Consider the following 22,374-nt stretch of genomic DNA (forward strand, 5'->3'; position numbering starts at 1 on the left):
ATGTTGAATTCGTGGACAGATGCGATCTTGTTGCGCAGCGCGCGCCATGCTTTGCGCGCGCGCCGCGCTGAGTTTTATTACGACTTGGCGTCGTCGCTGACCGACAAAGTGCCGTTGTTTTCAACGCTGAAAGACTACGAAGCCCGTGCCCGCAGGCGTAACCGTGGCGACGCCTTGATGTACTTGGAGATGCTGCAGGCCACGGAGGTAGGTTCGCTGTCGGACGCTTTGATTCCCATTGTGTCGCCCACCGAGTTGATCTTGCTGGATGCGATCCAACGCGGCGGTGATGCCGAGTTGGCCAAGGGTTTGTTTTTCTTGGCTGAAACCGTTCAGAAAATCGACATGATGCAAGCCGCTGCGCGTAAGGCCGTGGTGTATCCCGTGATGTTGCTGGTGGTTTTTTCCATGATGTTGGTGGGCTTTGCTTTGTTTACCGTGCCCATCGTGGCCCAGTTGTTTGACCCTGCTTTGTGGCCGTTCATGGGGCGTGTGTTGTATGGCGTGTCGCAGTACCTCTTGCATTACGGCATCTGCACCTTCTTGGCGTTCCTCAGTTTGGCGACGGCGTTCGCCTACTCACTGCCGCGTTGGCAAGGGCCGGTGCGCCGACGCTTGGACCGTTTCATGCCTTACGGCATGTACCGCGTCTACACGGGTTCGATGTTGATCGTGTCACTCTCGGTGTTGCTCAAGTCGGGGGTGTCCTTGCGCTCAGCCATTGAGCGCGCCATGAAATACAGCAGCCCTTGGTTGCGCTGGCATTTGAAAGAAATTTTGCGTGGTCTTTCCGATCAGAGTGCGGCCAAGTTTGGCACCGCATTTCGCACAGGGTTGTTAACCCAAATGATCGAAGACCGCATTGAAGACGCCGCCAAGCGCCGCGATCCCGTGACCGCCTTTGTGAAGATTGGCGTGGGCTCGATTGACAAAATCGTGCGCAACGTGGAGGACGCATCGAGCAAGGTGAACACCACCATGCTGGTGATGGGTGGCCTGATTCTGGGCGGCATGATGCTCGGTTTCATGCAAACCACCATGGAAATTCAAAGCGCCATCAGACCCACATGACCGCAACACGCATTCCCTCATTTCGCCGCACACAGGGCTTCATCTTGATCGAGGTCATGATCGCCATGGCTATTTTTACGGGCATGGTGACCTATGGGCTGTACTTGCAAAACTTGGCTGTGAAGGGTGAGCAAGGCCGCGCGGTCGGTCAGCAATACGCCGCCATCAACAGCGCAGTGGGTAACTACATGGTGACCCACTATGCGGCGCTGGAGAAACTGCCTGTGGCTTGCAGCACCACCACCTTCAAGATCGGAACATCGGGATCGTTCACGCCGGTGGCTTGTGGTTTGCAGATTTCCAGCACGGTGAGCATGGTCAATGGCATGCAACCCACCGTCGCTGAATTGGTTGCCGCAGGTTACTTGCCTTCCGACAAAGCTGGTGCGGCCGTTGGCGTGCCGTCGCTGCCCATGGACTTGGTGGTGGCCGAGGCCAATGCCAGCACAGGCGCAGCATCAACCACCAAAGCGGTAGGGCGTTTGTTCATCAACATCGACCGCGTGTGCTTGGCGACGCATTCCGCCAACCCTGGCTCGGTGATTGCATCACAGCTTCCCGGTGCGGGTGGTTGCGACCCACAGACCACCACCAGTTTGACCAGCGTGGTGTTCAACACCCAGCCTTACACATTCAGCAGCTCGGCAAACGTGGGCTATGCCAACCGCATCAACGCTGCGTGGCGTGAAATTGGTGCGGATGCGGCCATGTCCAACATCACCAAAGGCGGGGAGTTGAAGGGGGCGAACTTTGAAATTCCTAACCCTGTGCGCAGCGCCACCAACGTGGGGATGGCGGGCATTGTGGCCGTGCGCAATGGCTACGGTGCGTCCTACGCCAACAACCACGCGCGCGTAGATGGCAGCAACCCACCGACCGCAGATTGGAGCTTTGCCAATAACAGCATTTCAGATGTGGGCAAGCTGACAGCTCAGTCGGTGGATGTGCAAACTGTGAAGGCCAACGTCGTCAACGCCCAAGTCCTGAAGTTGGGAGACCGGGTTGAAGGCGATGCTTGTAATGGGAGCAAAGAAAACGTGTCGTATGGCAACGACACAATTTTGATGTGCAAGTCCGGCAAGTGGGCCGCCTTAGGCGCAAAGGGGACGGTGAATGGCCTCGAATACTACGAGTTTGTGCTGAATAAAAACAAAGGTGAATACATGTCGCTTAGCCTCACCCACTGTCCGAAGTCGGGGTGCTCTGTAGGCTATTCATACAGCAATGGTGGCCCCGTTGAGCTCATCACCTCGCTGAAAAAAGACGAATGGCATCCTGTGTTGGTTCGTGTTGTGGATGAACCGAACGGCCCAATTGGCGTGATGCGGGCGAATTACGGGTTTGAGGTGGACGGTTATGGCTATTACAAATTCATGTTTTATTCGGGCGCCGGTCTTCTTTCCCAAATCTTTAATGCCGAATTTGCCTACTTTACTATCCGGTTTTACCGCATCAACCCATGATCAATCACGTTTCATTCGGGCCTTCAAATTATTTGGGCCCCGTCATTAGCGCGCATTACGACCACGTGGAAGTGCTGGCCAACCTACATGCACAGCCCGATACGCAAGGGTTGACGCGTGGCAGTTTTGTGGTGATGGTGCGTCACACGCATGCAGGCACGCCGTTTCAGGAGGCGCTGCAAGCGCCTCACACAGAAGATGTCAGTCGCGCCGAGTTCACCGTGTTGCGTTTGCGTGATGTGAAGTCGACGCTTGAATTGAGCGAGCCCCCCTTGCGCCACTGCCATCGGTTGGTGGCCGCCACGCCGGGTTGCGACGCACTCAGTTTGAGCGTGTTGTCGTTTGAGGTGTTGGGCACTTTGTTGTTGGATGCGACGGGCGCCAATGGCTTTCGTTTTTCTGGCGATTCAGGACGTCTTGGCCATGCCAGTCGTTACTGCGCGTTCATGCCGTGTCAGCTGATGCTCGCCATCATTTTGAATGGCACGGTGCCAAGCGGTCAGCGCATCAACCTCGGTGTGCTGCGAGAGAGCGAGACCCATGTGCACACACAACAGCCGCAGCCGATTTATCTGTCCATGGGCGATGTGCGCGGCAAACGCACAGCCATGTTTGGCAAAACCCGCTTGGGTAAAAGTAACGTGGTGAAGTTGTTGGTGCAGGGCATGTTGGACATCACGGTTCACGACCATTCGGTGGGCCAGTTGATTTTTGATGTGAATGGTGAATACGCCAACGACAACCCGCAAGATGGGGGCTCCATCGCGTCGTCGTACCGTGACCGCAGTGGGGTGTATTTCTTGACGGACCGAGGTGGCAATGCCGACGGTAAGTTGCTGCGCTTTAACTTCTTTGAGCAGACGGACAAAGCGCTTGAGATCATGCGCGAGTTGTTGCCAGAGTCGACGGTGGCCACCGACTATGTGCGTACTTTGCTGAACTGTCGTTTGCCCGAGTTGGTGCGCGACCCGCGCATGAGCGAAGACTTGGCGCTGCGTGTGCTGCGCAAGATCATGTTGTTTTGGACAATCTTGCATGAGGCGGGCTTCGACCACGACGAGTCGCGCTTGCTGCAAATCTTGAACCAGACGGGTTTCAAAAGTTTGCTCAACCCTTGCTTCCCGCAAGCTTTGCGTTTGGCGGCCTATCAAGCGATCAATGGCCAACCGGCACCTGCTCCCCCGAAGTCGTTTGTGGACATGTGCGCCGAAATGCGCGTGATCGCCAAGTTCGCTCTTTCGTATGGCAACGACCCATGCCTGATGCGTAATGGCGTGTTCTTGTTTGAGTTGGACGAAATGATCATGGCGAGGTTCTTGTCGCCCAACACCTCAGATGGCCCGTTTGTGTTGCGTCCTTGTATGCCGTTTCATGCGCCGATGGCCGACGGGTTCACCGACGAAATCTTGCAGGCACTGCATGTGGGCAAAACGGTGATCGTGGACTTGGGCGGAGCGAATGAAAAGATCATTCGTTACTTTGCCAAAACCTTGTCGGTGGCGGTGTTTCATGCGCAAGAGCAAAAGTTTGTGAACAACGCCTTGAACGATCGGTATGTGCAAATCTATTTCGAAGAGGCGCACATGATTTTTCCGTCCAGTGCGTCCAACGTGATCGACGTGTATTCGCGTTTTGCCAAAGAGGGCGCGAAGTTCAATATTGGCATTGTTTACTCCACGCAGTCGCCATCCACGGTGAATGAGGACTTGCTGGCCCAGACTGAAAACTTCTTCATTGGCCACTTGTCCAGCGATCGCGAAGCGGCCCGATTGGCCTCGGTTCAAGTGGCGTTCAAAGGCTGCGAGCAAGACATCATGCGCATGCGAACTCCAGGTTTGATGCGCATGCTGGCGTACTCGAACCGGTATTTGATCCCCGTGCAAGCGGGGCGGTACAACGGGCAAACGCGTTTGGTGGATGCGTCTTGAGCGAAGTCAGACGCTGCTTTAAGCCACCACGCGCAGCACTTCTTCGCCGTAGGCTTCGAGCTTTTTAGCGCCAATGCCGGCAATGCCTTGCAGGCTTTCCAAGTCGTGTGGTGCGGCTTGGGCAATGGCGGCCAAGGTGGCATCGTGAAAAATCACATACGCGGGTAGGTTGTGCGCGCGTGCCACTTCGCCGCGCCAAGCCTTGAGGGCCTCGTAGCGTTGTTGGCCGTCGTCGTCCAATGCAATCGGTGCAGCCTTGGTGGTTCCGCTGGCGGTGCCCTTTGCTTTGCGGTCGCCCTTGCGGTCCGCAGGGGTGGACACCGAGGCGCGCAAGCGCACGCTGACTTCGCCTTTCAGCACGCCGCGTGATGCCTCGGTCAGGTAGAGCGTGTTGAAGGCCTGCGCGTCCACGCCCAACGCACCAATGGCAATCAATTGGCGTAGCACGCCGCGCAATTGCACTTCGCTGAAATGCGCGCCGATGCCAAAGGTGCTGAGTTGGTTGTGGTTGTATTGCGTGACTTTTTCGGTCACCTTGCCGCGCAGGATGTCCATCGCGTGACCCGCGCCAAACGACATGCCGCTTTGTTGCTTGATGCGGTAAATGGTGGACAGCAACATGCGGGCAGCCTCCGTGCCGTCCCAAATGTCGGGTGGGTTGAGGCAGTTGTCGCAGTTGCCGCAGGTGTAGCGGGGTGCACCGTTTTCGGGCGATTGGTAGGTTTCGTCAAAGTAGCCCAGCAAACGAACACGCCGGCAATCGGTGGCTTCGGCCAAGGCCAGCAGCGCATCGAGTTTGCCGCGCATGGCTTGTTTGAATTCTTCGCTCGCTGGGCTTTCGTCGATCATGCGGCGCTGGTTCACCACGTCGTTGAGGCCGTAGGCCATCCACGCGTGCGCAGCTTGGCCATCGCGGCCGCCACGGCCGGTTTCTTGGTAATAGCCTTCAATGTTTTTGGGCATGTCCAAGTGCGCCACAAAGCGCACATCGGGCTTGTCGATGCCCATGCCAAACGCCAGGGTGGCCACCATCACCAAACCGTCTTCGCGCAAGAAACGGTTTTGGTGCGTTTGGCGAATGGCACCGTCCAAGCCCGCGTGGTAGGGCAACGCGGCAATGCCCGCCTCGCACAAATTCTTGGCCACTTCTTCCACCCGCTTGCGCGATTGGCAATAGACGATGCCGCTGTCTTGCCAGTCTGGGCCCGTGTGCTCGCGCTGGATAAAGCGCAGCAGTTGGGTGGACGCGTCTTTCTTTTCAACGATGGTGTAGCGGATGTTGGGGCGGTCAAAGCTGCTGACGAATTGCTGCGCATCTTCGAGTTGCAAGCGCTCCACGATGTCGGCCCGCGTCAGCGCATCGGCCGTGGCCGTGAGTGCCATGCGCGGCACGCCGGCATAGCGCTCGTGCAGCACAGTCAGCGCCCGATATTCGGGGCGGAAGTCGTGGCCCCACTGACTGACGCAATGCGCTTCGTCAATCGCAAACAGGCTGAGCTGGCCTTGCTCGTGCAATGCATCTAATTGCGCCAAAAAGCGCGGCGTGGTGATGCGCTCGGGCGCGGCGTACAGCAGGGTGATCTCGCCACGGCGCAGGCGTTGCTCCACCGCGTTGGCTTCTTCGCCGCTGAGGCTGGAATTTAAAAATGCCGCTTCAACACCGGCTTCGTGCAGCGCGCCCACTTGGTCGTGCATGAGTGCGATGAGCGGTGACACTACGATGGTGATGCCATGGCCCGCCCGCTGGCGTGCAATGGCCGGAATTTGGTAACACAGCGATTTGCCGCCACCCGTGGGCATGAGCACCAGCGCATCGCCACCGTTGCACACATGGTTGACGATGGCTTCTTGGGGGCCGCGAAACGCGCTATAGCCAAACACTTCGCGCAGGATGTCTTGCGGATTCACGGGTGTGGACACGGCAGCTTTCGGCGCGCGCAAATGACGCTGGCGTGTAAATAAGTGGGGATGAACGGAAGCATGAACCGGCTATTGTCCCTGCTTCTTACAATAGACACATGACCCAAGCCTACACACGCGCAAAAGAATTACCCACCATTTTGGCCAACCGTATCGCCATCCTCGACGGTGCGATGGGCACCATGATTCAGCGCTTCAAGTTGACTGAAGCGCAATACAGGGGCGAGCGTTTCAAAGACTTCCACAAAGACGTGAAAGGCAACAACGAGTTGCTCAGCCTCACGCGCCCCGACGTGATTCGTGACATCCACGAGGCTTATTTGGCCGCTGGCGCTGACCTGATCGAAACCAACACCTTTGGTGCCACCACCATCGCCCAGGCCGATTACGACATGGCAGATTTGGCCTACGAGATGAACTTGGCCTCGGCTCGCATCGCGCGCGCAGCCTGCGACAAATACAGCACGCCCGACAAGCCTCGCTTCGTCGCGGGCGCGGTCGGCCCCACGCCCAAAACCGCCAGCATCAGCCCCGATGTGAACGATGCAGGCGCACGCAATGTCAACTTTGAAGAACTGCGCGCCGCCTATTACGACCAAGTCAAAGCCTTGGTCGAAGGCGGCTCGGATGTGCTGTTGGTCGAAACCATTTTTGACACGCTCAACGCCAAAGCCGCCTTGTTTGCGATTGAAGAATTCTTTGAAGCCTCGGGCGAGCGTCTGCCCCTGATCATCAGCGGCACCGTGACCGATGCATCAGGCCGCATTTTGAGTGGCCAAACCGTCACCGCGTTTTGGCACAGCGTGCGCCACGCGCAGCCCCTGGCCGTTGGCCTGAACTGCGCTTTGGGCGCCACGCTGATGCGCCCCTACATTCAAGAGCTCAACAAGGTCGCGGGCGATACGTTCATCAGCTGCTACCCCAATGCGGGCTTGCCCAATCCCATGAGCGACACCGGCTTTGACGAAACGCCGGATGTCACCAGCCGTTTGTTGCACGAGTTTGCAGCCGAAGGTTGGGTCAACATCGTGGGCGGCTGCTGCGGCACCACGCCAGAGCACATCGCCGCCATTGGCCATGCGGTGGCAAACGAAAAAGTACGTGCGCTGAGCGCGGGGCCTTTTTACCGCGAGGCGGCGTAAACGCAGTTGACTGCGGCTGAGCGTCAGCCATAGCAGAATGGGGTTTTGTTTGTGTTGAACCGGAGATTCACCCCATGTCAAAGCTTCCCTTGAGCGCCTGCGAGGCCGCCCAGCAACTGGCCCAACGCACCTTGCGTGCCGAAGACTTGGTGCGCGATTGCCTAGAGCGCATCGACGCTCGCGAGCCAGAAGTGCAAGCCTGGACCCATGTGGCGCGTGATGCTGCCTTAGTCAGGGCCAAAGCCTTGGACCAAGGCGCTCACCAAGGCTTGTTGCACGGTCTGCCGATTGGCGTGAAAGACCTCATTGCCACGGCAGACATGTCCACGTCGTATGGCTCGCCCATTTATGCTGGCCATCAACCCGCGAATGACGCCAGCTGCGTGGCACTGGCGCGTGCTGCAGGTGCGGTGGTGCTGGGCAAAACGGTGACGACCGAGTTCGCCACATTTCAGCCCAACCAGACGCGCAACCCACACAACCTAGCGCACACGCCTGGGGGCTCGTCTTCAGGCTCGGCCGCTGCGGTGGCTGACGGCATGGTGCCGCTGGCGCTGGGCACACAAACCGCAGGCTCGCTCACGCGTCCTGCGTCCTATTGCGGTGTGGTGGCCTTCAAGCCCAGCTTCGGCGGCATCAACCGCGCAGGGGCCAAGCCTTTGTCCGACACCTTGGACACTGTGGGCACCCTCGCCCGAAACGTCCCCGACGCGGCGTTGTTTGCCGCGGCCTTGAGTGGCCGCTCGTCGTGGTTGGTGCGCCCCATGGCTGAGCATCTGTCGCGCCCCTTGCGGGTGGGCATTTGCCATACTTACGAGTGGGGGCAGGCGCTGCCCGAGACCCACGCTGCTTTGCAGCAGGCAGCCGCCGGCCTCAGCGCTGCGCACGGCATCGTGGTGCAGGACGTGCATTTGCCTGTGAGCTACCAGCAGCTGGTGCAAGCGCAAACCTACATTCAATTGGCAGAGCAAGCCCAGTGCTTGTCCTTCGAGCGCTTGCAGCACTTCGCCAGTTTGAGCCCTCGCTTGCAAAGCATTCTGCAGGCGGGCGTGGACGTGACGATTGAGCAATACGACCAAGCCCAAGCGCTGGTGGCGCTCTGTCGCGCGCAATTGGCCGATGTGTTTCAAGACGTCGATGTGCTGCTGGCGCCCAGCGCACCTGGCGCAGCCCCGCTGGGGCTAGACAACACGGGCGACCCCGTGTTTTGCCGCATTTGGACGGTGTTGCAAACACCGACTGTCAACATTCCTGCGGGCTTGGCGCCCAACGGCATGCCTGTCGGCTTGCAGGTGGTGGGGCAGGTGGGGGCGGATGGGTTGACGTTGGCTTCGGCGCACGCCTTGCATCAGCATTTGAGCGTTTTTTGAGGTGAGCGCCTGCCTGATCCAACAGGCGGGTCTTCCCCTAGGCCGAAGGTGATTGATCCAGACCTAAGGCCTGCACAATTGAGCTTCATTTTTACTTCGATCTGAGAGCTCGAAGCGCCCAAGCTAACAAGGAGACCTCCGTGTCCAGAACCTGCAAGATGCCTTCATGGGTCAAAGCATCGCTATGTGTCATCGCTTTGACCGCCAGCATGACCAGCCAAGCGGTAGAAACCGTCAAGGTTGGATTCATTGATTTGTTGTCGGGCCCGTTTGCCTTGACGGGACAGAACTCGCTCAAGCAATTGCGCGAGGTGGTGATTCAGCTCAATGCCAAGGCCGGACCCAAAGACCCGCTGCTGGAAATTGTCGAGTTTGATAACAAGGGCTCGCCACAAGAAAGCCTGAGCGCCTTGAAAGCTGCGAACGACCGCAACATCCGATTTATCACGCAAGGCGGTGGATCAGGCGTCGCATTGGCCCTGGTGGATGCGTTGAACAAACTCGCGGAGCGTGAGCCTGAGCGTGCTACGGTTTACCTCAACTACTCGGCCATGGACCCTCTGTTGACCAACGAACGTTGCAGCTTCTGGCATTTCCGTTTTTATCCGTCGAGTGAGATGAAGATGGAGGCCTTGTCGACCTACATGCAAGGGCGCAAGGACATCAAGAAGGTGTACCTGATCAATCAGGATTACACCCACGGTCGCCAAGTCTCAAAGGCTGCCAAAGAGTACTTGGCGCGCAAACGTCCAGACATTCAGATTGTGGGCGATGACTTCATTCCGATCGCGCAAACCCGTGACTTTGCGCCCTATGTGTCCAAAATCGCGGCGACGGGTGCGGACACCGTCATCACCTCTAACTGGGGCAGTGACTTGACGCTGATGTTCAAGTCGGCGCGCGATTTCGGGCTGAACATCAACTACTTCACGCTGAATGCGAACAATCCAGGTACCCCTGCTCAGCTGGGTCCGTGGGGTGAAGGCAAAGTGGGCGTGATCTGGAACTGGGTACACAACGCGCCCACCCCTGAGCTTGAAAAAATTTATGTGGACTACAAGAAGAAATACAACGACGATTTCATCTTTGCAGCGCACTGGAACACCATGAACATGCTGCGTGAAGCCATACGCAAAGCCCAATCGACCGACCCGAAAAAAGTGGCTTTTGCACTGGAGGGCATGACCTACAAGAGCCCCATGGGCGACGTCAAAATGCGTCAAAGCGACCATCAGCTTGAAGCCCCCTTGTATTTGGGTATTTGGGCCAAAAAAGGCAGCAAAGGCGTGAAGTACGACGCTGAAAACACGGGTTACGGTTTCCGTACTGAAGTGGTTTGGGACTCCTACATCAGTGCCCAACCCACGTCATGCCAGATGAAGCGTCCCAGTTAATCCATCCACCCTCAGGCTTGCAGCAGCCAGTCGCGCAAGCCTTGCACTTCGTGGGTGTCCAAACCAATAGGGCCATGCAAGTACGCTTGCATGCCGCCTTGTTGGTCCACCGCTTCAAATGCGGCATGCAAAAAAGCCGGTTGCACTTGCCAGAGCACTTTCATGACATGCGCAGGGCCTTTGCCTTCCATATTCGGGTCGCGACGATACAGCTGGTTGGTGAGCAGGTAGTCGTGTTCGATGGTGGCACGGTCCACGCCAAGGGCTGACAGCAGCAGTGCTGCGGCAAATCCTGTGCGGTCTTTGCCTGCGGTGCAATGGAAAACTTGAGGGGTGTCATGCGCCAACAAGTGTTTCAAGAAGCGACCAAAGGTGGCGGCGTTGTGGTTCACAAAGTCACGGTAAGTCTCGCGCATCAAGTCCACCGTTTCTTCGGTGGTCGGCTCAATGCCTTGGGCCACCAGTGCCTGCATGCGTGCAATCACCGTGGGCTCGATCGCCAAAGGCACGCGCTCGAGACCGGGAATGTCATAGGGCGTCGCCGTGGATTCAGCGACACCTCGGAAATCTAGGCTGTGCCGCACGCCCAGCGCTTGCAAGGATGCCAAATCGGCTGGTGTCAGCGTGGCCAGATGGTCAGAACGGAACACCTGTCCAGATTTGATACGGTAGCCGTTTTGCGTGGCGTAGCCGCCTAGGTCTCGGAAATTGGAAGCGCCTTGCAGCAGTGAGGGTGTGACCAGAGACATAGAGTTCCAATGATTGATCGATGTGGGTATTGTGGATGGCTTCACCCAGCTAAGCCAACCCAGCCCAGCCCGCCTATTCCGCGGGCTTTGTGCTTTGGGTTGCAGGTGTTTGTGGGCAGGCCCCGTTTGAAACCCAAGTGCCACCTTGGCTGAGCATCACGCAACGGGTGGGGAATGTTTTGATTTCTTGTCCCAGCTGACCGCAAACAGGCGCGTATTCGCGGGTGCAGATTGGGGTGGGCGTTTGGGTTTGGGCCTGTGCTTGTGTCGACATGACGAGAAGTGAGGTCAATAGGAAGCGAGTGAACATGGTGTGCTCTTTGGGGGATTGGGTTTGATTAACGCTTTGGCTTGAGGAAAGGTGCACAAAATGATTAAAAATACAAACATCACCCCATCGCGCCGATCATCCAGCGAGAACCCCTTTTGGATAAAAAACAACTCTCCGAAATCGACATCTGTGAAAAGTTCATCAGCCCCGCCATAGCGCGGGCAAGCTGGAACATTCACGACCAGATTTACCGCGAATATCCGCTGCGCGTAGGCCGCGTGACGGTGCGGGGCAACAAATCGCACCGCGATCAAAGCACGGTCTTGCGCGCCGACTATGCGTTGTTCTACAAAGCCAACATTCCCATTGCGGTGGTCGAGGCCAAGGACAACAACAAGGCCATGGGCGCAGGCATGGCCCAAGCCATTAACTATGCCGACTTGCTGGGCGTGCCCTTTAGCTTTGCCAGCAATGGCGATGGCTTTGTGTTTCGTGATGCCACCTTGGCCGATGGCGTGTTGGAGAAAAACCGCGTTTGGTGACGCTGTTGCAAAAAGACTTCCCGGACTTGCGCCACGTCGGTCTGACGCTGCATGGCATGGGCGTCGATGCTTCTTGGGAACAGCGAGCTTGGTGAGCGGCCAAAGAAAAACCCCCAAGCAGCTTGACGCCGAAGCGTTTTGCCGAAGGGGGCCGTGTTGGGAACAGTTTACCAAACTCACCCAAATTTTTTTAAAACCTGTTTTCTAAAACCTTTAAATTTGTTATCTATCTCGCTGGATAACAACTCGTGCACGGGTTAAATACATATAAAAATCAATGGTTTGCAGGCTTAGTTGTTATCTTTATGTATCTAGCGAGGGCGTTTTTATTGCCCGTTAAATTGAGCCAGCCTATGACTCTAAAAGTTGATTAAAGTTGATTTTTTGGCTGCTTAATGCATAATCCAGCCCCTATGCAAAAAGTTATCCACAGCGAAAACATAAAGCAAGCGTTGCAACTGCGGGGCTGGAAGCAAAAAGATTTGGCCACTGCCCTTGGCGTGACAGCACAGTCAGTCACCAACTGGCTCAGGGGTTCAGACTTTCCGCGCCCCGACAAACTGCTCAAGCTCGCAACCACTTTGCAAATGGGCTTTACAGACTTGGTCAAGCTCGAAGCCGCAGGCCAGCCCGTGGTGGCTTTCCGTAAAAAAGCAGGTACCAAAACAACCGATGGCCACATCAGCAAAGCTATGGTGATGGGCGAGTTGCTCAAAGCACTGGTGCCTTTTTTGCCAGAGCTGCCCGTACTCCGCTTGCAGCTACAGCAGCCAAGCACCGATTACGAGCAGCTACAAACATTGGCTAGCCAAGTGCGCCATCGTTTGGGCTTGGGCGAGCAAGCTGCAATTTCATACAAAGATTTGCTGGGTGAGTTTGACAACAACGGCGCAGTGGTGGCTCCAGTGTTGTGGGGGCAAAAGCAAAACCACAAAAATGCGCTGCACATCCTGCTGCCGCAAGAACGGGTGACCTTCATCTTCCTCAACTTAGACACACACCAAGAAGACTTCAAGTTTTGGATGGCGCACGAACTGGCGCACGTGTACACGCCAGAGCTTGCAGGTAAGAACGAGGGCGAAGATTTTGCCGATGCGTTTGCAGGTGCTTTATTGTTTCCTAAAGCCGTGGCGAAAAAAACGTACGAAGAGGCCAGCACTAGTAACAAGACAGGCGAGAAAAAACTGTTAGAGGCGCAAGCACAGGCGTATGGCATTTCTCTCTACAGTGTGTTTTCCGAAGTAAATCGCTACGCCAAATCGCAAGGGCTCACGTTGCTAAAACACACAGATGCACAAATTCACGCTATATGCTCCATGCAGCGTGGCGGCACTGTGAGCGAAACATTGTTTACACCAGTACCCGCCGAGCCCAGCGCCTATGTGGCAGCTGTGAAGAACGTGTTTAGAAGCTCGTTCTTTGAATCGCTGCAACGCATGATTAAAAGCAAGCAGACAGGGCCCGGCTATATCCAGCAGGTGATGGACATACCCATGCAAGACGCGATAGCACTGCATGGAGAGTTGAGCCATTGACAACGCTGGTCCTGCTCGATACCAACACCTATTTGCGCCTCGCCAAGCGAGTGCGGCCTTTTGTGGGGCTGGAATTCGGGCAGGTGCCATATTTGCTGGCCATTCACAAAGTGACCGAGGACGAGGTGCACTGCAGCGCGCACCTCAAGTTTACAAATCCTTGGTTTGATGGGCCAGAGTTTGCCAACGAGCGCTTGGCTAAACAGGTGCGATTGACCAAAGATGAAAAGGCTCAGATTGAGGCCGCGCAAAGTGTGCTGATGGGCTGGGTGCAAATGGATGTGAGCAGGTTCACGTCGTTTGGCCGATCACCGCCAGGCTATGCCGATTGTTGGTTGTTAGCGTTTGGGCAGGTCAGGCCTGCTGTTGTGGTGACAGATGACTTGGGCATGCACGAGCTGGCCAAAGACTTTAAAGACATCAAGGTTTGGCACGGATATGAGCTGTTAGCCAAGCTCAAGACGGCCAAGGTTGTGGACGATGCGTTGATTCGAGACATTTACCAAGCACTTGAAGCCAATGGCGATATGACCAAGACTTGGGAAGACGCAAAACACAAGGTTTTCAAAAAAATCTTCGGTCCAGCGCCTGCTGAGTGAGCGGTTAAAATAAGCACTCCCAAGGAGCGTTGCAGCTTCACCCGTCCTCTCAGGACTCGCGCGTGAAGTCAGGCTTGGGGCCGAATCTTTTGCAACGACGCTCACCTGTTTTGTTAGCCCCCAGGTGAGTACCCCCATGAATTCCACTGCAGTTCCCCCCATGAAGCTGTCTGGCCTTGAGCCAGTGTCTATTGGCGAGGGCAGTTTGTTTGTCAACGTTGGCGAGCGCACCAACGTCACGGGCTCTAAAGCCTTTGCGCGCATGATTTTGAATGGCGAGTACGAGCAAGCCTTGGCCGTGGCGCGTCAGCAAGTGGAAAACGGCGCGCAGGTGATCGACGTCAACATGGACGAAGCCATGCTGGACAGCCAAGCGGCGATGGTTCGTTTCTTGAACCTGATGGCGGGCGAGCCCGACATTGCGCGCGTGCCAGTGATGGTGGACTCATCCAAGTGGTCGGTCATTGAGGCGGGTTTGCGTTGCATCCAAGGCAAGGGCATCGTCAACTCCATCAGCATGAAAGAGGGCTTGGACGAGTTCAAGCGTCAAGCCACGTTGGTCAAGCGCTATGGCGCGGCAGCGGTGGTGATGGCGTTTGACGAAAAAGGCCAAGCCGACACTTACGCACGGAAGATCGAAATTTGCGAACGCGCTTACCGCGTGTTGGTAGACGAAGTGGGCTTTCCCCCTGAAGACATCATCTTCGACCCCAACATCTTCGCCATTGCCACCGGCATTGAAGAGCACGACAACTACGCGGTGGACTTCATCAACGCCACGCGCTGGATCAAACAAAACCTACCCGGTGCCAAGGTGAGTGGCGGTGTGTCGAACGTGAGTTTTTCATTCCGCGGCAACGACCCCGTGCGCGAAGCCATTCACACCGTGTTTCTGTACCACGCCATCCAAGCGGGCATGGACATGGGCATCGTCAATGCGGGCATGGTGGGCGTGTATGACGATCTCGAGCCCACACTGCGTGAGCGCGTGGAAGACGTGGTGCTGAACCGCGTCCCTCAATACAAAGAAGGCGAAGCGCACCTCACCCCAGGCGAGCGCCTGATTGAAGTGGCCGAAACTGCCAAAGGCGCGGCCAAAGACGACAGCCAAAAACTCGCCTGGCGCGGCACACCTGACGCGCCAGTCAGCGTGGCGCAGCGCCTGAGTCATTCGCTGGTGCACGGCATCACCGACTTCATCAACGACGACACCGAAGAGGCCTACCGCGAGATTTTGGCCAAGGCGGGCCGCCCCTTGCACGTCATCGAAGGCCCGTTGATGGACGGCATGAACGTGGTGGGCGATTTGTTTGGCCAAGGCAAGATGTTCTTGCCGCAGGTGGTCAAGAGTGCCCGCGTGATGAAGCAAGCCGTGGCGCATTTGTTGCCCTACATCGAAGCCGAAAAGCTGGCGCAAGAAGCCGCCGGAGAAGACGTCAAAGCCAAAGGCAAGATGGTCATCGCCACGGTCAAGGGCGACGTGCACGACATTGGCAAAAACATCGTCACCGTGGTCTTGCAGTGCAACAACTACGAGGTGGTGAACATGGGCGTGATGGTGCCGTGTCACGAAATTTTGGCCAAGGCCAAAGAAGAAAACGCAGACATCATTGGCTTGTCGGGCCTCATCACACCGTCGCTAGAAGAAATGCAATACGTAGCCAGCGAGATGGAAAAAGACCCGTATTTCCGCGACCGCCAAATGCCTTTGCTGATTGGTGGCGCCACCTGCAGCCGCGTGCACACCGCTGTGAAGATTGCCCCCAATTACAGCGGCCCCGTGGTGTACGTGCCCGACGCGTCGCGTAGCGTGAGCGTGGCGCAAGGTTTGTTGTCAGACCAATCCGCCAAATACATTGCCGAGCTGAACGCCGACTACGCCAACGTGCGCGAGCAGCACGCCAACAAAAAGCAAACACCCTTGGTCACGCTGGCGCAAGCGCGTGCCAACGCCACGACCATCAGCTGGGACAACTACACACCCGCCAAGCCAAAGTTCATTGGCCGTCGCGTGTTCAAAAACTTCGACTTGGCCGAGCTTGAGAAATACATCGACTGGGCCCCGTTCTTCCAGACTTGGGATTTGGCGGGCCCGTTCCCTGCGATTTTGGAAGACGAAGTGGTGGGCTTAGAAGCCAAGAAGGTTTACGCAGACGGTCAAGCGATGTTGAAAAAAATCATCGCCAACCGCTGGCTCACGGCCAACGCGGTGGTGGGTTTGTATCCCGCGCAGCGCGTGGGTGACGACATTGTTTTGTACGCCGACGAGACCCGCCAACAGCAAGTGATGACGTGGTACGGCTTGCGCCAACAAACCGAAAAGCCCACCCGCGATGATGTGCGTAACCCCAACCGTTGCTTGTCCGACTTTGTGGCCGACCAAACCCAAGCCGCCGACTACGTGGGCCTCTTTGCCGTGACCGCAGGTTTAGGCGCCGAGAAGCAAGAAAAGCGCTTCATCGAAGCGCATGACGATTACTCAGCCATTTTGTTCAAAGCCTTGGCCGACCGCTTGGCCGAAGCTTTTGCCGAGTGCATGCACCACCGCGTGCGCACCGACTTGTGGGGCTACGCCGCAGACGAAGCCTTGAGCAACCAAGACCTCATCAAAGAAAAATACCAAGGCATCCGCCCCGCACCCGGCTACCCTGCGTGCCCTGACCACAGCGCCAAGCAAGACATGTTTGCCTTGCTGCAATGCGACGACATCGACATGGGCTTGACCAGCAGTTTGGCCATGACGCCTGCAGCCAGCGTGAGTGGTTTTTATCTGGCCCACCCCGATGCCACCTACTTCAACGTGGGCCGCATTGGTGATGACCAAGTGCACGACTTGGCGCAACGCCAAGGCGTGGCGGTGAAAGACCTAGAGCGTTTGCTGGCGCCTAATTTGTAAGCGTTCACCAGCGCAGGAGGCGGCGTCCAAGCAGGGCGCCGATGGCGGGCATCAAGCTCATGCCGAGTAAGTAGCCCAGTGTTTCCAAGGGGCTGGCCGAGACGCTGGCGTGCAGCGAGTACAGCAGCGCCGACAAAGCCCCCGCCATAAACCCGGCGCTGGCACCTGCCCAAGCCGGTTGTGTGGGGGCCATGCTGCGCAGCGTCCACAGCAGCGCTGCCAGCCAGGGGAGGGCCAAGGCCGAAATGCTGGCGGCGGTATGCCACACCCCTCGCCACGCTTGCGCCGTGCCTGCCCAGCCGTGATCGACGCTCGCCAACATCCAAGGCGCGGCTTGGGCTAGTAGGTGTTGCTCTTCGGGGCTGCCGGGGGCGAAGGGCGAAATCGTGATGGCCAGCAAACCGGTCATGGACGCACCTGCACTCCAAACCATAGGGCCTGCCGACTCCCCAGGCCGCGCCAACCGCAGCACCATGACCCACGCACTGGCGCACAGCCACAGCATCAGCCCTAGCTTGACCCAAAACGCGGGGGTGTCCATCAGCGACACGATGCGCAGATCAATGCCCCAAAACACCAGCAGCATGGCCCCGCTGACGACACTGGCCAGCAACACTGCGTGTGTGAACATCAGGTGAATGCGCACGGGGGCCACGGCTTGGCTGTCTGCGACCAGTTGGGCAATGAAATCATGGGTCTTCAAAAGATACCTCCGTAGAGTTTGGCCAGCGCTTTGAGCCCTCGGTGGATGTTCACCTTCACGGCCGACTCGGACTGCCCCGTGAGTTCGGCCGCTTCAGCCACGGTGTGCCCCTCGAGCTTGGTGTGCTCAATCGGGCGGCGTTGTTTGTCGGGTAATTGGCTGAGCATGTGCGTCAGATGGACTTTGGAGGCATCGGCGTCCTCGGTGCTGGCCATCCAGAGTTGGTCGTGCCAGTCGTCAATCGGGTCGTTTTTGTCGTCATGTCGTGCTTGGGCGCGCAGGTGGTCGATCAGCTTGTAGCGGGCGATGGCGTAAACCCATGCCGTGAGCGGTTGCTTGGGATCGTAAGTATGACTCTTTTGATGTATTGATAATAATATTTCTTGTACTAAATCTTCCACATCTTGGGGTTTATCCCGTAATCGACGCCTTAAAAACAGCCGCAAGTGCTGGCTCAATCGCGTCAAAACGTCTTGGTAACACCTGGCATCCCCGGCCAGCGCTTCCCGCCAAGCGGCGTGCAGGTCCGCTTCAATAATTTGGAGTCGCGCATTCATGATTTTTTAGTATTGGGGGCTTTGATTACAAAGTTTGTGATTTGCGTTCCATGACGTAACGAAAGTGGTCCTCGCATCGAATTTAGTCACTCAGGCCCATCGATCGGCTACCCCTTGCTACAAAACGAGCTATGAACAATCACAGAATCACAGGCATTGGCTTGGCGTTAAAGCCAGTGGCCATTGCTGTTCACCCCGCCAGCGACGCTGACACCACCTTGCGCGATGGTTTCGCGTCGCGTCAGTCCGAGGATCTTCAATTCATTGAAGTGGCGGCCGAGCAGTGGTTGGGCATGGGCGGGCCGTGGGGCCAGCATTTGCGTGAGGCCACGCAGCGGTGGCCCAGTGTGTGTGTGAGTCAAAGCCTTTCGCTCGGAGGACCTGGACGTTTGGACATGGCGCTGGTCCATCAACTCGCGACCTTCGTGCGCGGCCATGAGATGGCGATGTTCTCAGAGGCCCTCAGTTGGAGCGATGACGACGCCCCGTTGTTCACCTGCTTGCCAATTCCCGCCACAACCGCGGCATTGCAATGGACCGCAGATCGCATCATGCGTGTGCAAGATGCGTTGGGTCAATCGATCGGTATTCGCAACGTGTCGCACCACGCGGTGCCGCCCATGTCGGCCATGCATGAGGCGGCTTTCATCAGCGCGTTAGTGGCCCAAACGGGTTGCCATGTGCATTTAGACATCACGGCATTGGCTGAAAACAGCCATCGCTTCGGTTTCGACGCGCTGCAGTTCTTGGCTGCGTTGCCCATGCAGCGCGTGAATTACGTGCGTTTAGGTGGCGCAGAGGCCAGTCCTATCGAACCATCCTTGAACTCGGCAGCTGCGCGATTGCTTCCTGCTGTGTTGTCACACCTGCACCCCGAAGTTCCCGTGTGTGTGGATGATTGGGCGCAACTCAAGCGCTGGTCTGATGCGGCCGTGTCGACTTCTAAAAAGACTGTCGCATGTTGAACGATTCCCGCGATTTCCAGTTTGCGTTGGCCCGTCATTTGCGTGACCCGCACAGCATGCCCTTGCCTGCGGGCGTGTCTGCTGAGCAGGCCGCCACGTATGAGCGTGCCATGTTTAAAAACTTGTGCGACATCCTCAATCCCGCCTATCCGCTCACGCGTGGGCTCTTGGGTGACTGGGCTTGGCGCGCGGCGGTCCGTTACTTTCTGCGCGACTATCCAGCGACAGCACCTTGGCCTCGTACCGTCTTGTTGGAATTTGCGCGCTATTTGCGTGAGAGTCCTGAGACACAAACCTTGCCCGCCTGGCTCAACGATGTGTCGCATTTCGAATGGCTCAAAGGCGCGGTGGCAACCTCCGCTGTGGTCTTGCCGCAAGCGGGCGTGGCGGTGGATGTCACCGCTGATTTGATGACGCATGTCGTGGTGCTGAACCCGACCTATGTCGAGGTGTCGTACGACTGGCCCGTGGACGACATCGACTTGGATCACCGCCCCGATGAGAGGCAGGCCACTTACTTGTCTGTGTTGCGGGATGTGGATGGCGCAGTGCAAGTGGTGACGAGCAACTTGTTTCGTGCGCAGTTGCTGGCCTTGTTCAATGATGGGATGACGGGCCGTCAAGCATTCAACGCCATGGCTGTCTGGTTGCAACACCCGAACACCGAAGACCTGTTGCGCTATGGCCCCGATTTGCTGGCGCAATACCAAAACGAAGGCGTGATTCTGGGCGGGAAGGTGGCAGCTGGCCTTTAACGGCTGACTAAAACCCGTCGGTACTGCACCGCCTCTGCCACATGCGCCACCTGAATGTGGGTGGCGTCGGCCAAATCGGCGATGGTGCGTGCCACCCGCAGGGCTCGGTGCGTGCTGCGCCCCGACCACCCCAACTTGCTCGCCGCGCTCTGCAAAAACTGCGCGGCTGCCTTGTCGATGTGCACATGATCGTCGAGGGCTTGGCCCACCAGTGATTGGTTGGGTGCACCTTGACGCGCCATGGCTTTGGCATGGGCCGCTGCGCAACGTGCCCGCACAGTGGCCGTCGACTCGCCTGGACCTGCCTGCAGCAGAACCTCCGGCGCGAGGGTGGGCACTTCAACTTGTAAATCAATGCGGTCCAACAACGGGCCACTGAGCTTGCCTTGGTAGCGCGCCACTTGGTCGGGTGTGCAGCGACACGCTTTCAGCGTGGAGCCCAAATAGCCACAGGGGCAGGGGTTCATGGCCGCAATCAGTTGAAACTTGGCCGGAAAACGCGCTTGCCGCGCCGCCCGTGAAATGGTGATGTGGCCGTTTTCCAGCGGTTCGCGCAAGGCTTCCAATGCACTGCGGTTTACCTCGGCCAGCTCGTCCAAAAACAAGACCCCGTGGTGCGCCAGCGAAATCTCGCCTGGCCGCGGCGGGGTGCCACCCCCTACCAAAGCCACTGAGGTTGCGGTGTGATGGGGGCTGCGTGTGGGCCGTTGCAGCCATTGACTCAGCTCAAAGCGCCCCGCCAAGCTGGCGATGGCGGCACTCTCCAGCGCCTCGTCCAGCGTCATGGGCGGCAGCAGGTCGGCAAAGCGTTGCGCCAACATGGATTTGCCGGTGCCGGGTGGCCCTACTAAAAGAAGAGAGTGGCCACCTGCCGCTGCAATTTCTAGGGCACGTCGCGGTGCGGCTTGGCCTTTTACATCCGACAAATCGGGCCCACGCAAGGGCGTGGTGCTTTGACCCACTGGCGATGCAATGCGGCACCAACCGCTGGCGTCGCTCTCGGGTGCTGTGGCGTTGCTCAGCCCTGGTTTGGCAAAGCGCGCCACCACGTCGCTCAAATGGTTCGCGCGGTACACCTCGGCCGTGGGCACCAAAGCCGCCTCTTCGGCGCTGCCCGGCGGCAGCACCAAGCGCGTGCGTAGACCAGCGCTGTGCAGTGCTAGCCCCATGGCTAAGGCACCGCGCACGGGGCGCAGCTCGCCGGACAGTGACAGTTCACCTGCGAATTCGTGAAGTGCCAGCGCCGCCTCGTCGAGCTGGCCATGCGCGGCCAAGATGCCCAAGGCAATGGGCAAATCAAACCGCCCTGAGTCTTTGGGCAGATCGGCGGGCGCAAGGTTGACCGTGATGCGCTTGTTGCTGGGAAAGTCCAAGCCTGAGTTTTGAATGGCGCAGCGCACCCGCTCGCGCGCCTCTTTGACTTCGGTGTCCGCCAATCCCACCAAGCTGAAACTGGGTAGGCCGTTGGCCAAATGCACCTCAACGGTCACGGCAGGCGCCTGCAAACCTAAAAGTGCGCGGCTGTGAATCAAGGCTAAGGCCATAAATCTTCTCTTTCTGCGTATTTGTCCCCAAGTTGGGGCGGTTTCTAAATGTTTACGCACCAGTCTTGTGCGAAAAAATAAGCCGTCGTTCAGACTACTGCATCACTTTGGTTCTCGGGGAGGGTGTTTGCTCAACTTTTGTTCTATTAAGAGCTGGCACGGACCCTGCTTAGTAGGTGTGTCCTTTTCAATTTATCAATGGAGAAAACAATGAAACTCAAGTCCAAACTTCTGCTGGCTCTCTTGGCCACTTCTTCTGCTGCTTTCGCTCAAACTGCACCTGCTGCGCCTGAGTCGACACTGGCTTACAACGTGGGTGTGGTGTCTGAATACCGTTACCGTTCTATTGGCCAGTCCAAAGGTGCGCCTGCGTTGCAAGGCGGCGTGGACTATGCCAATGCCAACGGTTTCTACGCTGGCGCTTGGGGTTCGACCATCAAGTGGATCAAAGAAGCGGGTGCTACTGATGGCTCCACAGAGCTGGACCTCTACGGCGGTTACAAATTTGAAGCTGCTGGCCTGGCATACGACGTGGGTTACTTGCGTTATGAATACCTGGGCAACAAGCTCAAAAACGTGTCGGGCTTTACCAACGCCAATACAGACGAAGTCTATGGCGCTGTGACAGCAGGCCCAGTGACTGCCAAGTACTCTTATTCACTGTCTGACTTGTTCGGAAACATCAATTCCAAAGGCAGCTCTTACCTCGATCTGAGCGCTACCTTCGATTTGGGCGACGGCTACTCTCTGGTGCCTCACGCTGGCCGTCAAGTGATCAAAAACAGTACGACAGGCAGCTACACCGATGTGTCATTGACTTTGAACAAAGATTTGGGTGATGGCTTGTCTGCTAGCTTGTCAGCGATCAGTACCAACGCCAACAAGTCCTTCTACACCTACAACAACTATTACCAAGGCAAAAACATTGTTGTTGCCGGCGTGAAATACAGCTTCTAAGCCCCAAGCGCAA

Annotated in this window: 17 protein-coding genes, 1 pseudogene and 1 riboswitch; of the genes and pseudogenes, 13 read left to right on the plus strand and 5 right to left on the minus strand. The window is 57.2% G+C overall.

Going from position 1 to position 22,374, the window contains the following annotated elements; all coding sequences use genetic code 11:
* From B9Z42_RS12110 to B9Z42_RS12120, 3 genes are read left to right on the plus strand one after another with little or no spacing between them, the layout of a single operon-like run.
* On the plus strand, positions 1-1,071 hold the full coding sequence (locus tag B9Z42_RS12110) for a hypothetical protein (RefSeq protein WP_100133649.1): 1,071 nt from the start codon (positions 1-3) through the stop codon (positions 1,069-1,071).
* Complete coding sequence (locus tag B9Z42_RS12115; RefSeq protein ID WP_100133650.1) at positions 1,068-2,534, plus strand: type II secretion system protein; 1,467 nt, start codon at positions 1,068-1,070, stop codon at positions 2,532-2,534. The genes B9Z42_RS12110 and B9Z42_RS12115 overlap by 4 nt, the downstream gene beginning before the upstream one ends.
* Positions 2,531-4,462, plus strand: a complete 1,932-nt coding sequence (locus B9Z42_RS12120; protein ID WP_100133651.1) for an ATP-binding protein — start codon at positions 2,531-2,533, stop codon at positions 4,460-4,462. The genes B9Z42_RS12115 and B9Z42_RS12120 overlap by 4 nt, the downstream gene beginning before the upstream one ends.
* An 18-nt stretch (positions 4,463-4,480) precedes the next feature.
* On the opposite strand, the gene recQ is transcribed toward B9Z42_RS12120, so the two are convergent.
* Positions 4,481-6,403 carry a DNA helicase RecQ gene (gene recQ / locus B9Z42_RS12125; RefSeq protein WP_233203635.1) on the minus strand — a complete coding sequence of 641 codons (1,923 nt, stop codon included), beginning with the start codon at positions 6,401-6,403 and terminating at the stop codon, positions 4,481-4,483.
* Positions 6,404-6,480: 77 nt separating this feature from the next.
* Between recQ and B9Z42_RS12130 the strand changes: the two genes are divergently transcribed.
* From B9Z42_RS12130 to B9Z42_RS12140, 3 genes are all read left to right on the plus strand, one after another.
* Positions 6,481-7,524 carry a homocysteine S-methyltransferase family protein gene (locus B9Z42_RS12130; protein ID WP_100133652.1) on the plus strand — a complete coding sequence of 348 codons (1,044 nt, stop codon included), beginning with the start codon at positions 6,481-6,483 and terminating at the stop codon, positions 7,522-7,524.
* A 74-nt stretch (positions 7,525-7,598) separates the two neighbouring features.
* A complete protein-coding gene (locus B9Z42_RS12135) occupies positions 7,599-8,894 on the plus strand; it encodes an amidase (RefSeq protein WP_100133653.1) in 1,296 nt (431 codons plus the stop codon).
* A 209-nt stretch (positions 8,895-9,103) separates the two neighbouring features.
* Entirely contained in the window at positions 9,104-10,288 is a 1,185-nt protein-coding gene (locus B9Z42_RS12140; protein ID WP_233203639.1) for a branched-chain amino acid ABC transporter substrate-binding protein, read from the plus strand.
* A gap of 11 nt (positions 10,289-10,299) precedes the next feature.
* Here the strand turns inward: B9Z42_RS12140 and B9Z42_RS12145 are convergent, their stop codons facing one another.
* Positions 10,300-11,037, minus strand: a complete 738-nt coding sequence (locus B9Z42_RS12145; protein ID WP_100133655.1) for a tyrosine-protein phosphatase — start codon at positions 11,035-11,037, stop codon at positions 10,300-10,302.
* Positions 11,038-11,463: 426 nt separating this feature from the next.
* Between B9Z42_RS12145 and B9Z42_RS12155 the strand changes: the two are divergent.
* The 4 genes and pseudogenes from B9Z42_RS12155 to metH all read left to right on the plus strand — a co-directional run.
* A pseudogene (locus tag B9Z42_RS12155) lies at positions 11,464-11,838 on the plus strand (type I restriction endonuclease); the annotation flags it as partial.
* Positions 11,839-12,263: 425 nt separating this feature from the next.
* Positions 12,264-13,385, plus strand: coding sequence for an XRE family transcriptional regulator (locus tag B9Z42_RS12160; RefSeq protein WP_100133657.1), 1,122 nt, complete (start codon positions 12,264-12,266; stop codon positions 13,383-13,385).
* On the plus strand, positions 13,382-13,984 hold the full coding sequence (locus tag B9Z42_RS12165) for a hypothetical protein (protein WP_100133658.1): 603 nt from the start codon (positions 13,382-13,384) through the stop codon (positions 13,982-13,984). The genes B9Z42_RS12160 and B9Z42_RS12165 overlap by 4 nt, the downstream gene beginning before the upstream one ends.
* Positions 13,985-13,999: 15 nt before the next feature.
* A riboswitch (S-adenosyl-L-homocysteine riboswitch) is annotated at positions 14,000-14,094 on the plus strand.
* 50 nt (positions 14,095-14,144) lie between these two features.
* Entirely contained in the window at positions 14,145-16,880 is a 2,736-nt protein-coding gene (metH, locus tag B9Z42_RS12170) for a methionine synthase (RefSeq protein ID WP_369806873.1), read from the plus strand.
* Positions 16,881-16,884: 4 nt separating this feature from the next.
* On the opposite strand, the gene B9Z42_RS12175 is transcribed toward metH, so the two are convergent.
* Complete coding sequence (locus B9Z42_RS12175; protein ID WP_100133660.1) at positions 16,885-17,583, minus strand: NrsF family protein; 699 nt, start codon at positions 17,581-17,583, stop codon at positions 16,885-16,887.
* Positions 17,580-18,140: a sigma-70 family RNA polymerase sigma factor gene (locus B9Z42_RS12180; RefSeq protein ID WP_100133661.1), complete on the minus strand. Its 561-nt coding sequence runs from the start codon at positions 18,138-18,140 to the stop codon at positions 17,580-17,582. Before B9Z42_RS12180 ends, B9Z42_RS12175 begins: the two co-directional genes overlap by 4 nt.
* A 131-nt stretch (positions 18,141-18,271) precedes the next feature.
* Between B9Z42_RS12180 and B9Z42_RS12185 the strand changes: the two genes are divergently transcribed.
* Positions 18,272-19,105: a DUF692 family multinuclear iron-containing protein gene (locus B9Z42_RS12185; protein WP_100133662.1), complete on the plus strand. Its 834-nt coding sequence runs from the start codon at positions 18,272-18,274 to the stop codon at positions 19,103-19,105.
* On the plus strand, positions 19,099-19,860 hold the full coding sequence (locus B9Z42_RS12190; RefSeq protein WP_100133663.1) for a DUF2063 domain-containing protein: 762 nt from the start codon (positions 19,099-19,101) through the stop codon (positions 19,858-19,860). The genes B9Z42_RS12185 and B9Z42_RS12190 overlap by 7 nt, the downstream gene beginning before the upstream one ends.
* Here B9Z42_RS12190 and B9Z42_RS12195 read toward each other — a convergent pair.
* On the minus strand, positions 19,857-21,404 hold the full coding sequence (locus tag B9Z42_RS12195; RefSeq protein WP_100133664.1) for a YifB family Mg chelatase-like AAA ATPase: 1,548 nt from the start codon (positions 21,402-21,404) through the stop codon (positions 19,857-19,859). The genes B9Z42_RS12190 and B9Z42_RS12195 overlap by 4 nt on opposite strands.
* Positions 21,405-21,614: 210 nt before the next feature.
* Between B9Z42_RS12195 and B9Z42_RS12200 the strand changes: the two genes are divergently transcribed.
* On the plus strand, positions 21,615-22,361 hold the full coding sequence (locus B9Z42_RS12200; protein WP_100133665.1) for a TorF family putative porin: 747 nt from the start codon (positions 21,615-21,617) through the stop codon (positions 22,359-22,361).
* Positions 22,362-22,374 lie beyond the last annotated feature (13 nt).

This window comes from Limnohabitans sp. B9-3, assembly GCF_002778325.1.
Taxonomy (GTDB): domain Bacteria; phylum Pseudomonadota; class Gammaproteobacteria; order Burkholderiales; family Burkholderiaceae_C; genus Limnohabitans; species Limnohabitans kasalickyi.